At 39.4% G+C, this 15,035-nt stretch carries 15 protein-coding genes; 10 read left to right on the forward strand and 5 right to left on the reverse strand.

What is annotated here, in order from left to right:
- Positions 1–561 precede the first annotated feature (561 nt).
- Positions 562–636 (reverse strand): type II toxin-antitoxin system YoeB family toxin, encoded by a 75-nt coding sequence (locus BVH02_RS00200; protein WP_280530870.1) that lies wholly within the window; start codon positions 634–636, stop codon positions 562–564.
- Between the two features lie 296 nt (positions 637–932).
- On the opposite strand from BVH02_RS00200, the gene BVH02_RS21340 reads away from it, so the two are divergent.
- Both BVH02_RS21340 and BVH02_RS00205 read left to right on the forward strand, forming a co-directional pair.
- Complete coding sequence (locus BVH02_RS21340; protein WP_158093839.1) at positions 933–1,106, forward strand: hypothetical protein; 174 nt, start codon at positions 933–935, stop codon at positions 1,104–1,106.
- Positions 1,107–1,117: 11 nt separating this feature from the next.
- Positions 1,118–1,297, forward strand: coding sequence for a hypothetical protein (locus tag BVH02_RS00205; protein ID WP_086497726.1), 180 nt, complete (start codon positions 1,118–1,120; stop codon positions 1,295–1,297).
- A gap of 655 nt (positions 1,298–1,952) precedes the next feature.
- Here BVH02_RS00205 and BVH02_RS00215 read toward each other — a convergent pair.
- Both BVH02_RS00215 and BVH02_RS00220 read right to left on the reverse strand, forming a co-directional pair.
- Entirely contained in the window at positions 1,953–3,167 is a 1,215-nt protein-coding gene (locus BVH02_RS00215) for a metallophosphoesterase (protein WP_086497728.1), read from the reverse strand.
- Between the two features lie 172 nt (positions 3,168–3,339).
- Positions 3,340–4,761: a sulfatase-like hydrolase/transferase gene (locus BVH02_RS00220; RefSeq protein WP_086498192.1), complete on the reverse strand. Its 1,422-nt coding sequence runs from the start codon at positions 4,759–4,761 to the stop codon at positions 3,340–3,342.
- A 199-nt stretch (positions 4,762–4,960) separates the two neighbouring features.
- Here BVH02_RS00220 and BVH02_RS00225 point away from each other — a divergent pair, with 199 nt between their 5' ends.
- The gene (locus BVH02_RS00225; protein WP_086497729.1) at positions 4,961–6,262 is read left to right on the forward strand and encodes a pyridoxal phosphate-dependent aminotransferase; all 1,302 of its coding nucleotides are present in this window, start codon (positions 4,961–4,963) and stop codon (positions 6,260–6,262) included.
- Positions 6,263–6,322: 60 nt separating this feature from the next.
- Here BVH02_RS00225 and BVH02_RS00230 read toward each other — a convergent pair whose 3' ends face one another.
- Both BVH02_RS00230 and BVH02_RS00235 read right to left on the reverse strand, forming a co-directional pair.
- Positions 6,323–6,883, reverse strand: coding sequence for a transposase (locus tag BVH02_RS00230; protein ID WP_086497730.1), 561 nt, complete (start codon positions 6,881–6,883; stop codon positions 6,323–6,325).
- 75 nt (positions 6,884–6,958) lie between these two features.
- On the reverse strand, positions 6,959–7,894 hold the full coding sequence (locus BVH02_RS00235; protein ID WP_223271781.1) for a zinc dependent phospholipase C family protein: 936 nt from the start codon (positions 7,892–7,894) through the stop codon (positions 6,959–6,961).
- 213 nt (positions 7,895–8,107) lie between these two features.
- Here BVH02_RS00235 and rpsT point away from each other — a divergent pair, with 213 nt between their 5' ends.
- The 7 genes from rpsT to rny all read left to right on the forward strand — a co-directional run bounded on the left by rpsT (position 8,108) and on the right by rny (position 14,787).
- Positions 8,108–8,362 carry a 30S ribosomal protein S20 gene (rpsT, locus tag BVH02_RS00240; RefSeq protein ID WP_086497731.1) on the forward strand — a complete coding sequence of 85 codons (255 nt, stop codon included), beginning with the start codon at positions 8,108–8,110 and terminating at the stop codon, positions 8,360–8,362.
- Between the two features lie 96 nt (positions 8,363–8,458).
- The gene (gene radC / locus BVH02_RS00245) at positions 8,459–9,154 is read left to right on the forward strand and encodes a RadC family protein (protein ID WP_086497732.1); all 696 of its coding nucleotides are present in this window, start codon (positions 8,459–8,461) and stop codon (positions 9,152–9,154) included.
- A gap of 152 nt (positions 9,155–9,306) precedes the next feature.
- Positions 9,307–9,924: a DUF1684 domain-containing protein gene (locus BVH02_RS00250; RefSeq protein ID WP_086497733.1), complete on the forward strand. Its 618-nt coding sequence runs from the start codon at positions 9,307–9,309 to the stop codon at positions 9,922–9,924.
- Positions 9,925–10,163: 239 nt separating this feature from the next.
- Positions 10,164–12,578 carry a phenylalanine--tRNA ligase subunit beta gene (pheT, locus tag BVH02_RS00255; RefSeq protein ID WP_086497734.1) on the forward strand — a complete coding sequence of 805 codons (2,415 nt, stop codon included), beginning with the start codon at positions 10,164–10,166 and terminating at the stop codon, positions 12,576–12,578.
- Between the two features lie 2 nt (positions 12,579–12,580).
- Positions 12,581–12,865 carry a hypothetical protein gene (locus BVH02_RS00260; protein WP_086497735.1) on the forward strand — a complete coding sequence of 95 codons (285 nt, stop codon included), beginning with the start codon at positions 12,581–12,583 and terminating at the stop codon, positions 12,863–12,865.
- A gap of 1 nt (position 12,866) precedes the next feature.
- Positions 12,867–13,154: a cell division protein ZapA gene (locus BVH02_RS00265; protein ID WP_086497736.1), complete on the forward strand. Its 288-nt coding sequence runs from the start codon at positions 12,867–12,869 to the stop codon at positions 13,152–13,154.
- Positions 13,155–13,221: 67 nt separating this feature from the next.
- Positions 13,222–14,787 carry a ribonuclease Y gene (gene rny, locus BVH02_RS00270; protein ID WP_086497737.1) on the forward strand — a complete coding sequence of 522 codons (1,566 nt, stop codon included), beginning with the start codon at positions 13,222–13,224 and terminating at the stop codon, positions 14,785–14,787.
- The last annotated feature ends 248 nt before the right edge of the window (positions 14,788–15,035 follow it).

Below are 15,035 nucleotides of genomic sequence, written 5' to 3' on the forward strand. Positions count from 1 at the left end.
ATATATTGCGATTTAAAGAAGACTCTAAAAAGTTAAGCCTAATAAAATTAGATCCTGTATGCAAAAAAAACAATTCATTGGTTGAAATAGATGCTAATATATTATGCATCAATGGTGAAAACATTAGTCGCCATTCTTGATTCTCCGTTCTAATTTGTTCTCGGCTGCGTCACCTGATATTTATAATCATACAATCCCAACTGGCGCTTTTTCCATTCATCCCCTTACAAGAATATAGGATGGGGAAGATTTACATCCCAAGTCCCAAGTTTTTTTAATAAGTAAGTAGTCTTATCAATGTTTTTCCAGAGCTAAATTATTTTCCTCAGAAGGATCTTCAGCCAAATTGTAAAGCATTGGCAGTCTGTCTGGAATGGTTACAAGTTTCCAGATTTTATGAAACTAAGTGCTCTCAAGATTTATCTAAGAGCTTAGCAGTGGAACCAGATAGATATGCCAAAATACTAGGAGCAGTTTTAGCTATAAATAAAAAAGTTGTTATGATTTAATATCGGACTAATAATTTCCGTTAGCTGAAACCATCGATACTGTCACTCTGTCTTAATCAATTGAATAAACTAGGCGGTGTTCATGGTTGATTCTTCTAGACCAGAAGCCAGAATAGTTGTTTTTCAATCGCTCTGGTTTATCTGTGCCAGCTTCATGATGTTGGACGAGTTGAGGGATGAGGAAATTGAAATCAGGTTTTCCAAGCGTTCAAATTCCTTTATTTTCGATAATTGTAAAGGCCTAAATGTGTTTTTCTCACTTGAGGTTTTGGAATTAAGTGAAAATAGAAATATCTCTACCGGAAAAAGTTTGAATTATGTTCCAGCATCTAAAATTTTAGACTGAACTATCTTTTCTTTAAGGTATGGTCAGTAGGGGTCAGGTTAAATTAAATTTTTAAAAAAATAGATAAATTTAAAGAGTTGAGTTTGGAGGAGATGCAAGAATTTAATGGAGGATTAACCTGGCTAGCTTTGGCTGGGGCTGTCGCATTAACCGTTGCATTGGAAGCATTAATGAATCCTAAAGCAACAATTGATGCAATGAGTAGTGGATGGGGTAAAGCAGAAGAACTTGAAAAGTATTCGGATAATTAATCTTAAAAAAAATGAAAGAATTACATGAATTAAAGGAACGTGACCTCCTTGAAATACAAGGTGGGGGCTTAAGTGAAATTACAGAAGCTTTCTGGGATGGAGTAGGTTATGTAGCTAGAGTTTACGTAATATGCTGTGAAATAGCAGTAAAAACTGACACATATCAAGACCCTATGTATTATAGTAAGTAGTTAATTAAGATTAATAATCACTGAGAATCATAATTCTCCAGTGATTTCTTTTTTTGCATGATATGATTAAGAAAAATTATAAGCGGGTTGTTCTTATTTTATTGCTATTCATCTTAGCCTTTCTTTTAGTTAACTATTATAGACCTTTCAAAGCCAAGCATGGTTTTTTTGATTTCGGATTGGCAGATAGTGGTTCAGGAATGATCTCAATTGTCATAGTTTATTTTTTTTTATCAAAAAAAAGTATGTCTTTTCTAGAGTCGCTAAAATTAGCATGCTTGATTTTCTCCTTGTATCTCACTCAAGAGATTTTGTCTTATTTTTCTCCGTTTATTGGAACATTTGATGTGAAGGACTTACTATATTATTTCTTTGGTTTGGTAATCGTTTTCTATTTTGATATTAGGAAAAGAGAAGTCTTTCCTGAAGAGAAAATGCACTAAATTATATAGGCTTGCTGATACTTAATTGGTCAAGCGTCAAGTCATCAAAGTGAAATAAAACTCGTTTTTCGAGTCCCGATTAATCTCGCGGATGTAAACTCGAAGTTTGATCGGAAGATTTGTAATCTTAAAAACTAAGTCTATTTTCCTAGTATTTCGGATTTGAAATCCTATTATATAGGTTCAGGATTGCAAATCCTGACCAGTATACCCTACTTCCTCTTCAACTTAATCACCGTTATTTCCGGCCAAATACCTACCCTCCCAGCAAAGGCTAAAAAACCAAAGCCACGGTTTATATATAAGTAGCGGCCTAGTTCTTCATACAGTCCGGCCCATTTAGGATAGCGAAGGGATACCGGGCTCCATTTGATAAAACCGGGAATTTCGATCCCAAATTGCATTCCATGGGTATGACCACTCAAGGTTAGATGGATAAATTGGGAGAAATTTTTTACTTCTTCATCAAAGTGAGAAGGGTCGTGGCTCATGAGTATTTTAAAACTTTGATCGCTGAGATTTGCAGTAGCTTTCTTGAGATCTCCATACTGCCCAAATCCCTTTCCCCAATTCTCTATCCCAATCAGGTCTATACTTGCGCCTTTTCTTTCAAGCTTGACATTTTCATTACGTAAGAGTGTAAAACCTAATTCTTTTTGGATTTTGTACAGGCGCTGCATATTGGCTGCTTTGGCCTCCTTGCTAGGCCATGATACATAGTCCCCGTAGTCATGATTGCCTAGGATGGAGTAGATACCCATGGGAGCTTCCAGCTTTTTAAACGTTTCTATCCATGGTTCCATTTCTATTGCTTGGTTGTTCACCAGATCTCCAGTAAATAGGATGACATCTGACCCTTGCTCATTTATTAACTCAATGCCATATTCCAGCTTCTTTTTATTATCAAAACTTCCGGAGTGTATATCTGAAATCTGCGTAATCGTAAAGCAATCAAACTCCTCAGGTAGGTCGTCAAATTCCAAGGTATGGTGTATTACCCGGTATCTATATTTGCCTATTAATACGCCATGCAATATTCCTAAAAAAGGAATTGCAGAAATTACCAATGCAGTTTGACTGATGAATTTTCTGCGCTCAGCTAGGAAATCACCTTCATGGTTTCCGGTAAGGTATTGATAGGTTCCGGTTAAAAAGCGGACGAGATCTTCTCCAAATAGAAATGCCAGAATGATCAACTTTGGGATCAAAGACAGCACAAGCAAGGAAATAAGCCTGCCAAAGTTTGGAGTAGGGCTGCTACGGCTGAAGGTCAGAAAACCGTAGGCGGCAAAAAGGTATACTGAAATCGAGAAGATCCAAAAGCCGATCTTAATCCAGTTTTGCTCCGGAAATAGGGTTGCGAAAGCTTGATAGGAATACCAGTCGATGAGGAAAACAAAGACTAGGAGGATTATAATGCGAAGCAATAGAAAGAGATTATATTGAACGAGGAATTATAAGATGATTTGCCAGAGAATTTAAAACCTAAGGCAAACTAGGATAAACCCTGTACGCAAAAGAATAGATTATTGGTTGACTTAGATGCAATTATTTATACTTCAAAGGTGAAAGGCCTAGTCTCCATTTTTGATTCTGAGTCTATTTTGTTTTCGGCTGCGTCACTTCGTATTCATGCTCATACAGGCTCAACTGCCGTTTTTTCCAAACTGCTCCTTCTAAGAATACAGGATGAGGAAGATTCACATCCCAGTTACCTAGCTTTTTCAATAGATAGGTAGTTTTGTCGAGGTTCTTCAAAGCCAAATCGTTTTGTTCGGATGGGTCATCAGCCAGATTGTAAAGCATAGGCATTCTATCTGGAATACTTACCAGTTTCCAATCACCCTCTCGAATTGCTCTGCTAATGGTGAATTTCCAAGTCATCTCCCGATTGGCAAGAGGAGCAGTTTTTCCAGTAAGGTGAGGGAGTAAATCCAATCCAGTAAACATATTCATGTCGGTTTCTTTGTCTCCAGCTAGTGCAAGAAAGGTAGGGACGATATCAAGTGAAGTCACTTGTTCATCATAGTTTAGGCCTTTTGGAAGTAAACTCGGTAAATTCATCACGAAAGGAACATGGATTCCGCCTTCAAGCAAAATTCCTTTCTGTCCCCGATAAGGCGCATTGTTAGAAGCATTGCTATCCGTTGGTCCACCATTATCGCTGATGAATACCACCAGTGTGTTTTCTTTGAGACCTTGGTCTTCCAGTGATTGCATGATTTTTCCCACATTCAAATCAAGTCGGTGCACCATCGCCGCATAGGTGCGTCGCTTTTTGTCAGCAATGTTTTGGTATAAAGCCAAATCCTCTTCTAGTGCTTGCATAGGAGTGTGAGGAGCATTGAATGCTGCAAAGAGAAAAAACGGCTCGTCCTTATGTCGAGTGATAAAATCCACGCTTTCATTTCCTACATCATCAGTGATATAAGTGATCGGAGCGGGAGTTTTGAAATTGCTCTCCAAAGGTTCTTTGTAACCTGTTCCATTAGGCAAGGCCTCAAAGTAATCGTGACCACCGCCAGTATATCCCCAGAATTCATCAAATCCTCTCTTCAGGGGATGGAATTGAGGTTCTTTTCCCAAATGCCATTTTCCGATCAAACCATTGACATAACCTAGCTTATTCAAATGATCAGCGATTGTTTGTTGGGTGAGTGGAAGTCCGTTGTATTCAGGGTCAAACCCAGGTTCAACTCCTCCCAGGTTATTGTCGTGGCCGAATTCCACTTGATTGATTCCTGTGATAAACCCAGCTCTAGAGGGGCTACAAACAGCAGAGGAAACGTAGCCTTGAGTAAAGGTGACGCCACTCGCAGCGAGTTTGTCTATTTTTGGTGTTTTGATCTGTGTGCTACCTGTAAAACCCAAATCTCCATATCCTAAATCATCAGCGACGATCAAGACCAAATTATAATGAGTGGGAGCAGGATTTTTTGTCAAAGTGTCGATCGTAGCTTGGCTAAAAAATGGATAAAGCACAAGTGCTAGCGTGATAATGTGGGTTAGTAGGGTTTTCATTTCAATGACTTTTGATACCATAGGAAACGTTAAGGATAAGACAAATTCCAGTGAAAAAGAATCTCAAATACAATTAGTGTTAAGGTGGGTATAAGTCATGATGTAAATCTTCCTTCTGAACTTTTGTTATTTTATTCCATTTTCTAGGCTTTTTCGTTTCTTTACACCCGAATTATTTTGCATTCAGCCTAACAAACCTATGAGACAGCTACTCCTCAGACCCGGAGCCGAAGAATTGACGTATGAAATTCGTGGAATTGTAAAAAAAGCCCGTCAAGTGGAAGCCTTGGGCTATACGATGACTTGGGAAAATATCGGAGATCCTATCCAAAAGAGCAATCGAGTGCCAGAGTGGATGAAGGAAATCATAGCCGATTTGCTGAAGGAGGATAAGACGTATGGCTATGCGGATTCCAAAGGAGTGTTGGAAACGCGTAGATTTCTCGCTGATCTCAACAATGCAAGAGGAGGGAGTCAAATCACTGCAGAAGATATTTTATTCTTTAATGGGCTAGGGGATGCTATCGCAAAACTGTATCAGTTTTTGATCCCGACAGCAAGAATTATTGGTCCTTCACCAGCATATAGTACGCATAGTTCTGCTGAAGCCGCTCATGCCAACGCTGCTCCGATTACCTACAAACTTGATCCGGATAATCAGTGGCTACCAGATATGGAGGACTTGTATTTGAAGGTTCGTTATAATCCTTCGATAGTCGGAATCTTGATTATCAATCCGGATAATCCAACGGGGATGGTTTATCCACGGGAGGTGTTGGAGGCTTTTGTGAAAATTGCCGAGGAGTTTAATCTGCTACTTATCTCGGATGAGATCTACCAAAATATCACCTACAACGGAATTACGGCTGTTCCACTTGCCGAAGTAATTGGAGATAGACCTGCAATTTCACTGAAAGGGATTTCCAAGGAATTTCCTTGGCCAGGATCACGCTGTGGCTGGATGGAATTTTATAACCGAGAGTCCTCCATAGAGTTTTCGAAGCTTTGCCAGACGTTGGAGAATGCCAAGATGATCGAGGTTTGCTCTACTATTTTGCCTCAGCTAGCAATTCCAAAAATCATGAAGCATCCAGCTTATTTCAAGTACAGAGAAGAAGCAAATGCTCAAATAGGTAAGCGTAGCGATTGGATGCGAGAGATTTTAGGAGATATTCCAGGGATTAAATTTAACCCTACTCAGGGAGCATTTTATAATACCATCGTATTTGACGAGGGCGTATTGAAGGAAGATCAATTTCTCCCAATTCAGGATGAGAAATTACAAGCATTGCTAGATACTTGGCTTTTGGAAAAAAACATGCCGATGGACAAGCAATTCGTCTATAATTTATTAGCAGCAGAACAGATTTGCGTAGTGCCGATTTCATCCTTTTGCTCGGATTTGAGAGGTTTCCGAGTGACGCTTTTGGAGGAAAATGAAGAGGTTTTCAAAAGTACGTTTAGGAGAATAGGGAAAGCGATTGAGAGTTATTTGAAGTAGTGAAATGAACTCTCCGAGGGTTCTAAAACCCTCGGAGAGTTTCGCGGTTAGAATTTCAATTTATTCTTCAGAAAGATCAAAATCTAGTTCAGCTGGAGATTTGTGAGCAGAAATCATCTCTTCTTTCCCTCCAAACCATTCTAAGACTTTTTCTCTTTCTAGATGAGTTTGCTTCTCAGAAAAGAAAGCCTTCCAAGAGCTATGTTTCCACTTAGAAAAGTCTTTTGCAAATCCGTGATGAGTAGGGTTTTGATGGATATATGTGATACACCTTGTGAAATATGAGTCATTACTTATCTTTTCTCTTTTTAAATTAGACATGAATAAACTCCCTTTTCTATGGTATTTCTTATTGTAGAATTGGCAATAAGAATTAAGAAGATTAGAAAAGGCTTTGCTTGTGGATAGTGCTGGATCTTCATTTACCTGAATCAAAAAGTGGAAATGATTTGGCATAAGGCAATAAGTGAAAGTCTTAACTGCAGGGGACAAATAGAAGGAATACTTCGATAGGAAAAAAAAGTAATTTTCGTCCTCTCTAAAAATATTTTCTTTTCCATTTGCATGAGTCCATACATGGTAATATGCGCCAGGTTCAAAAGGTGTTGTAGGTCTAGACATAGTAAAAGTTATTTGACTGAATAATTATTGTAATCCTCGGAGGGTTTTTGAACCCTCCGAGGGTTCTTTACATTTTCAATGGTCCCTCACTTTAATCCCTGCATCAGGCACTATCACTTCTTCAATACCTGATTCCTTTGAAAAAGTCGACAAATCCGGTTGCCCGGCATTAACCCAGGCAGTAAACCAAAAGTCAGCGATCATCTTGATAGACTTTTTCATTTGCCGCTCGATTTGGTTGTCTAGTGCTAGGGCATACGCTTCTGTGAATTCTCTAGAATAAACGCGCACAGTCAAAGTATTTCGCTCTTCGTAGCTATACTTCTGGTCTGGAGAGAAGCTTTTGGTCAACTCTTTTTCTATCCACAATACGCTGTCAACTTGATTGTGAGCTGCTGCCACGGCATCCCAGATGGCGAGTTGAGGCTTTTCTACATATTCGGCCTGCCCGATCCAAAGCGCATAATCTTTAGCCTGAAGCTCAGGAATTCTGCTTTCCCAGAAGCCATGAATTCCTATCTGATCAGTTAGCTGCCCATTATAATTTACCGTAGTGTGTAGAGGTACATATAGGTCTGCGAGATAATGTCCTAAGTCTGCTGAAAGCCGAAGTATGGCGTTAGAATTTTTAGTTTCGAACGCTTTTGTGAGGTTGAGAAAATTAAAATATGCCGACCAGGGACCAATTCCATACAATCGTAAACTGTCTTCAGAATATTTTTCTACTGCTTCATTCCAATATTTTGGGAGTATTTGCAAGGCTGAATCACCATAATAATCCAAATCTATGTAGTGCTTCTCTGCTTCACCTTCCACAGCATATCTCCTGCGATCAGGATTCACTGCATTCTCAGTAATGTACTGGATTTGAGGTTTGTAAAAGCCAATCATTTCCTCTGGAAGTGAGAAAACTGCGAGTCTATTAATAAGCGAATGCCCATAAAAACCCCAAACAATAGGTGTCGCTGAAATTAAAAAGAGAAGGACAATCCAGGTTAGAAAAAATCTCATACCTAAAAATAATCAAAATCTTTATCAGGTTAATGCCTAGATAAAAGGTATATTTGCACCCATAATAGGGGGCTAACCAACTTATTGTATTTGAAAAAGTACTGCAACTCGAGGAATGTTTGAAATTCGTTTGGCAGATTTAATAAATTACAATAACTTTGCACTCCGATTCGGAATAGGGACACGTAAAAGAAATTCAATTATAATTAAGATATGGCAAATCACAAATCAGCTCTGAAGAGAATTCGTGCAAACGAGGCTAAGCGTTTGAGAAACAGATATCAGGCTAAAACGACTAGAACTTTCATCAAAAGATTGAAAGCAACTACTGATAAAGTAGAAGCTTCTGAGCTTTACAAGAAAGTATCATCTATGTTGGACAAGTTGGCTAAGAAGAATGTGATTCACAAGAACAACGCAAGCAACAAAAAATCAAGATTATCCAAGATCGTTACTGCTCTAGGTTAATTTTCCAAGATTTTATTTCTCTAAAACCCTGCTGGTCGGGGTTTTTTTTGTGCCTCGAAGTAATTAAATTCATAGCTCACTTTTTAATGAAATGCTATGGATGTTTATTCCTCAATCAAGATTTCACAGCTAGCAGAAGAAGATCGACCTCGTGAGAAAATGCTTCTCAAAGGAAAATCTGCTCTAAGTGATGCTGAGCTCATCGCTATACTCATTGGATCTGGTACAGCATCGGTAAGCGCAGTTGATCTTTCAAAACACATACTATCAGCGGTAAATTATGATTTACGAGAGCTGGCAAAGATGTCAATCCAAGATCTGAAAAAATTCAAAGGAATAGGAGAGGCAAAGGCAATTTCAATTATTGCTGCAATGGAATTGGGGAGGAGGCGAAAAGATACGGAGCCTGTAGCCAAGCCTATAATTACCTGTTCCCATGATATTTATGATTTGATGAAACCGGAATTATTTGGTGAACAAGTGGAGTATTTTTACTTAATTCTACTTAATCGCGGTAATAGAGTAATGAAAAAGCAGTTAGTTTCACAAGGAGGCACTGCAGGGACAATTGTTGATGCTAAAGTCGTATTCAAAATTGCTCTAGAGCATTTGGCTCAGTCGATTATCTTGGTGCATAATCATCCTAGTGGCAATACCTCGCCTTCTGATCAAGATAGAAGACTAACCCAAAGGTTGATTAGTGTAGGCCGCGATTTGGATTTGCCAGTGCTAGACCATGTGATTTTTGCAGATAGTGGGTACTTTAGCTTTGCCGATGACGGTTCACTGTAAATTATATGAAATCAAACTTGACCGAAGAACCCAAAGTTTTATGCTCCCATAGTTAGAGAGACTATAAAAGCGAGGCTCTTCCGGGATCTGTTTGCCAAGAGGAGACCAGTCCCGGGATTGCCAACTGACTATAAAATTCCAAGACTATATAAATGAAAAATAATACTATTATAATTCTGATTATTTCCGTGGTGGTTTTGACCGCGGTTGTTTACACGCTGACAGAGACTGAAACTCCTGAAGATTATATTGAAAAGATAGAAGCTGAGCGTGAACGACAGTTTAAATTTATCCGTTTCAACTACGAATCACCATTGACAGATGAGCAAAAGCTGAAATTTAAAAAACTTGAGTTCTATCCAATTGATCCAGCTTACAAAGTCAAAGCTCGAATGATTTTAATAGAGGAAAGAAAAGTAAGAGAAGTTCCACTTACAGATGGGACAAAAGAAAAATATCTGGAGCATTCTTGGGCAGAGTTTGAATTAAATGGTAAGCCTGAAAAGCTGTTGCTACTTCAAGCGATCAGCGAACCTGACAAACGCAATTTCTTTTTGGCGTTTGCCGATAGTACCAGTGCAGTGGAAACCTACGGCGGCGGCCGATATATCAATGCCCGTCAAGACGGAAAAAACAGTATAACCATTGATTTTAATATGGCCTATAATCCGTATTGTGCTTATAATCCTGATTATGGCTGTCCACTTCCTCCAAGGGAAAATTTGCTAGAAATCGCTATTCCAGTAGGGGAGAAAAATTACGAGAAATAGCCTTTTGCCTAGCTCAAATCTTTTAAATTTGTGAGCATATTTGAATAAAGAGGGGTTTTCGAACCCCTTTTGTTTACTACGCAGGTCAATTTTGATTTGCTTTATTACCCAATTACTGATGAAATCGAGCCTGAAGGAACAAAACAACTAGGAGTTTTTAAAATTCCTACGAGTTTCCTTCCGATAGCTACTGATACTTATGGGGTCGGAAAGGTCGATGAAAATCAAATTATAAACACATGAAAATCTCAATCAATAGATTAAAAAAATATATACCTCATACAGAATCAGCGGAGGAAATAGGCGCATTGCTAACCCAATCTGGCTTGGAAGTGGAAGGAATCGAAGAATTTGTATCTATCAAAGGTGGACTTGAAGGGATAGTGATCGGAGAGGTGTTGACTTGCGAAAAGCATCCCGATGCTGATAAACTGAGTTTGACCACCGTAGATATAGGAGGCGATGAACCTTCTCAAATTGTTTGCGGAGCGCCAAATGTAGCTAAAGGCCAAAAAGTATTATTAGCAACCGTAGGTGCTACACTATATCCATCTACAGGCGATTCTTTTCAGATCAAAAAAGCTAAAATCAGAGGCGAAGTTTCTGAGGGGATGATCTGCGCTGAAGACGAACTTGGAATTGGCGCAAGTCACGCTGGCATTATGGTGTTGGATACAGATTTGCCTAATGGCACTCCAGCTTCCAAATTTATTGAAATTGGTCAAGATCAGGTTCTGGAAATCGGCTTGACACCTAATCGTGCTGATGCAGCTTCTCATTTGGGCGTAGCAAGAGATCTGAAAGCACTTCTTGGAAGAGATTTGGTAATTGATTCTGCACCAGAATTGAAGGTAGTTGCTTCTACTACTACTATTAAAGTGGAGGTTGAAAATTCTGACGATTGTCCACGCTACGCAGGCGTGGTAATTTCAGACTTGAAAGTTGGGCCATCTCCGACTTGGCTTCAAAATTTCCTAAACGCTTTGGATTTGGAGCCAATTAACAATGTGGTGGATATTACCAATTTTATCCTTCATGACTTGGGGCAGCCCTTGCATGCATTTGACACAGAGAAAATTTCCGAGGGAAAAATCATCGTAGGTAAGCGTCCAAAGGATTCGAAGTTTGTGACTTTGGACGAAAAAGAGCGCAAGCTTTCCGGAGAGGAATTAATGATCAAAGACTCAACAGGAGGACTTTGCATCGCAGGAGTTTTTGGTGGTGTTGATTCGGGTGTTTCGGATAGTACCACTTCTATTTTCTTGGAATCAGCTTATTTTTCTCCAGATATAGTGAGAAAAGGAAGTCAGTTTCATGGCTTGAAGACAGATGCTTCTTTCCGCTTTGAAAGAGGAACTGACCCAAATATGCCAGTTTATGCGCTGAAAATGGCTGTGAAACTGCTACAGGAAATTGCTGGCGGTAAGGTAAGTTCAGAGCTAATTGATATTTATCCAGAACCTGTAAAGGATTTTGTAATCGAAGTGAGTTACGGAAATATAAACAGGTTGATAGGTAAGAAAATTGAAGCATCTCAGGTGAAGTCAATTTTGGAGAGCTTGGAGATTAAAGTTACAAATGAAACTGCTGAAGGATTTACAGCTACAGCTAAGCCTTATAGAGTAGATGTGACGCGTGAAGCTGATATTATTGAAGAGATTTTAAGGATCTATGGCTTTCATAATGTAGAGCTTTCTGATAATTTGAGGACGGATTTTTTAGCGGAGCATCCATTAAAGGATCTGAATAAACTTCAGTACAGATTGACTGAGATTTTGACCGGTCAAGGATATTATGAGATGATTACAAATAGTTTGACCAAGTCAACCTATGCTGAGAAATCTGGCTTTTTGAATCCGGAGAAAAACGTAGTCATTTACAACAAACTTAGCGAGGATCTTGATGTGATGCGTCAGAGTCTCCTTTATTCTGGATTGGAAGTTCTGGCCAGAAATATAAACAGACGTCAGACCGATTTGAAATACTTCGAGTTTGGCACCGTTTATCATAAGGCTGAAGAAGGATATGCAGAAAGCAGAAGGTTGTCACTTTTCCTTACAGGTAAAAAGACCGGTGAAAGCTGGTTAGAGCCAACTAAGGGATTTGCCTTTGCAGATTTGTATTCAACAGTGGAAGCAATTCTAGAGAAGCTGAATATACAGGCTGGTGATCTTTCGATGATGGAGACTGCGCCTTACAACTACGGCTTGAAGATCATGCTTGGCCAGAAAGTACTGGCGACAATTGGATTGCTTGAGGATAGAATTTTGAAGCAAGCAGAAGTACGTCAAGAAGTTTGGTTTGCGGATTTGGATTGGGATTTGCTTTGCAAAAAAGCCTCTGGACTGAAAAAGTTTGAGGAGCTCTCGAAATTCCCTGAAGTTCGCAGAGATCTATCTTTGGTAATCGATAAAACTGTGAATTACGATCAGGTGAAAGCTGTTGCGATGAAGTTTGGAGGAAAATTATTAAAAAGAATTGGAGTTTTTGATGTATACCAAGGAGACAAAATTGATGCAAGCAAGAAGGCTTACGCATTAAGTTTTCACTTACAAGATCAGGAAAATACACTGACCGATAAGGTAATTGACAAAACTATGAGTAAATTGATTCAAGCCTTTGAGAAAGAGGTAGGTGCTTTGATAAGAACATAGAAATGATTCAAGAGGAACTGCAAAAATTAGAGAAACTAGCGCTACAGGCTAGTAGTAAATTGCTTGAAATACGTGAGGAGAATGAGCAATTGAAGCAAAAATTATCTGAAGTCAGTAGTACTTTGGGTAAAAGGGAGCAGGAAATCGAACATTTTAAAAATAAAATTAAAATTAGTAACATTGTAGACAACCAACGGGTGAATCCGGAACAGTCAACTGAAATGAGTGAACAAATCAATAATTATATACAAGAAATCGATCATTTAATTACCTACTTATCCGAGTGATATGGAGACTACACTTGCCATTAGATTGAAAATAGGGGATAGAGAATATCCTATGCGCGTTAAGATTGAGGATGAATCCAAAATCCGTCATGCTGGCAAGCAGATTAATGAAAAATTAAGAAAGTATAAAGAGGAATACGGCCTGGACGATAACCAGGATTTACTGGCGATGGTAGCCTTCGATTGCATGGTGGAATCGTTAGAGACCAATCAAGTAAATACGGATGATTCCGAGCATATTAAATCCAGTATTTCTCACATTAACGCCTTATTAGCTAAGGCGTTATAATTATTTACAACACAAAATTTAGATGATTTTTCAGATTCCCGAGGTTTAATTTATATCCAAAATACCTATGGGAGAAATACTATATATTGTCCTTGCAGCCCTAATCGGGACTGGAGCAGGAGCGGCAATTGCTGGCGCATTAATAAAAAATAAAAATTCTAAACTAGAGGAGGAAACTCGTGAGCGTGTGAAAACAATGCTTCGAGAAGCTGAGGTCAACGCGGAAACTATTAAGAAAGAAAGAATACTGGAGGCCAAAGAAAAGTACCTTAAGTTGAAGTCTGAGTTTGATGAGGAAATGGGTAATAAGAAAAATATTATCCTGACTAATGAGAATAAAGTAAAGCAAAGAGAGCAACAAGTTTCCAAGGAATTGGAGCAAGTAAAGCGCAAAGAAGCGGAACTTGATAGTAAGACTGAGAACCTAACTGCACAGCTACACTCCGTAAAAGTCAAAAAAGAAGAGCTCGATCGAGTAACAAATCAGCGTATCACCGACTTGGAAAAAGTAGCAAATCTGACTAGAGAAGAAGCCCGTGATCAGTTGGTAACTATGCTTACTGAAGAAGCTAATTCCAGAGCATCTTCCCAGATCAAAGACATTCTTGACGAAGCGAAACTTACTGCTACCAAGCAGGCGAAGAAGATCGTTTTGGATACCATTCAGCGTACTGCAACGGAACATGCTGTGGAGAACTGTGTATCAGTATTTAGCATCGAAAGTGACGATATCAAAGGTAAAATCATAGGTAGAGAAGGTAGAAATATTCGTGCGCTGGAAGCAGCAACCGGAGTTGAAATCGTAGTAGATGATACACCTGAGGCAATTATTATTTCTGGTTTTGATCCAGTTAGGAGAGAGATTGCTAGACTTTCGCTTCATAGATTGGTGCAGGATGGTCGTATTCACCCAGCTAGAATCGAAGAAGTCGTAGCCAAAACAGAAAAGAATATAGAGGAAGAAATCGTAGAAATCGGCGAGAGAACCTGTATTGATCTAGGAATTCATGGGCTACACCCTGAGTTGATCAGAATGGTGGGACGTATGAGATACAGATCTTCTTACGGTCAAAACCTTCTTCAGCACTCCAGAGAAGTTGCCAAGCTTTGTGCTACCATGGCAGCAGAAATGGGTCTTAATGCTAAGATGGCTAAGCGTGCCGGCTTGCTTCACGATATCGGAAAAGTATGGCATGAAGAGCAGGAACTTCCACACGCAATTTTGGGTATGGAGCTGGCTAAGCGATACAAGGAGCATCCAGAGATTTGTAATGCGATCGGAGCTCACCACGATGAGATTGAGATGACTACGATGATCTCACCTATCGTTCAGGCTTCGGATGCGATATCAGGTGCAAGACCAGGGGCAAGACGAGAAGTGATGGATAGTTACATCAAGCGCTTGAAAGACTTGGAGGAGCTAGCCCTAGCCTTTGATGGAGTGAACAAATGCTTTGCTATGCAGGCAGGTCGTGAACTTCGTGTGTTGGTAGATGCAGATAATGTAGATGACGTAACTGCAGGTAAGCTTTCATTTGATATCTCTCAAAAAATAGAGAAGGAAATGCAGTATCCTGGACAGATCAAGATCACGGTTATTCGTGAGATGCGGTCTGTTAATTACGCTAGATAAAGGAGCTGGAAGACCGAAGACCGAAGACCGAAGTAGCGAATATCAACTAGGCGATTGGTCTTTGTTTTGACTTATAAATCAAATGGCAGTTACTGAAAAGTGGCTGCCATTTTTTGTCACCTCGGCCTGTGTCTCACAGGCCGAAAACTTTCAGGCCATATGATATGTGCTGGCATTGCAGATAGACAGGCTTAATTGACCAATTATATATTAGGTCTGTGAGACACAGACCACGGCGGCAAGGGGAA

It is taken from the genome of Algoriphagus ratkowskyi (genome assembly GCF_002150505.1).
Lineage (GTDB): Bacteria > Bacteroidota > Bacteroidia > Cytophagales > Cyclobacteriaceae > Algoriphagus > Algoriphagus ratkowskyi.

Excerpts from the sequence above, each read along its gene's own strand:
- BVH02_RS00225 (WP_086497729.1), top strand. The coding sequence starts at position 4,961 with ATGAGACAGCTACTCCTCAGACCCGGAGCCGAAGAATTGACGTATGAA.
- radC (WP_086497732.1), top strand. The coding sequence starts at position 8,459 with ATGGATGTTTATTCCTCAATCAAGATTTCACAGCTAGCAGAAGAAGAT.
- BVH02_RS00250 (WP_086497733.1), top strand. The coding sequence starts at position 9,307 with ATGAAAAATAATACTATTATAATTCTGATTATTTCCGTGGTGGTTTTG.
- BVH02_RS00230 (WP_086497730.1), bottom strand. The coding sequence starts at position 6,883 with ATGTCTAGACCTACAACACCTTTTGAACCTGGCGCATATTACCATGTA.
- BVH02_RS00235 (WP_223271781.1), bottom strand. The coding sequence starts at position 7,894 with ATGAGATTTTTTCTAACCTGGATTGTCCTTCTCTTTTTAATTTCAGCG.
- BVH02_RS00220 (WP_086498192.1), bottom strand. The coding sequence starts at position 4,761 with ATGAAAACCCTACTAACCCACATTATCACGCTAGCACTTGTGCTTTAT.
- rny (WP_086497737.1), top strand. The coding sequence starts at position 13,222 with ATGGGAGAAATACTATATATTGTCCTTGCAGCCCTAATCGGGACTGGA.
- BVH02_RS00260 (WP_086497735.1), top strand. The coding sequence starts at position 12,581 with ATGATTCAAGAGGAACTGCAAAAATTAGAGAAACTAGCGCTACAGGCT.
- BVH02_RS00205 (WP_086497726.1), top strand. The coding sequence starts at position 1,118 with ATGAAAGAATTACATGAATTAAAGGAACGTGACCTCCTTGAAATACAA.
- rpsT (WP_086497731.1), top strand. The coding sequence starts at position 8,108 with ATGGCAAATCACAAATCAGCTCTGAAGAGAATTCGTGCAAACGAGGCT.
- BVH02_RS00265 (WP_086497736.1), top strand. The coding sequence starts at position 12,867 with ATGGAGACTACACTTGCCATTAGATTGAAAATAGGGGATAGAGAATAT.
- pheT (WP_086497734.1), top strand. The coding sequence starts at position 10,164 with ATGAAAATCTCAATCAATAGATTAAAAAAATATATACCTCATACAGAA.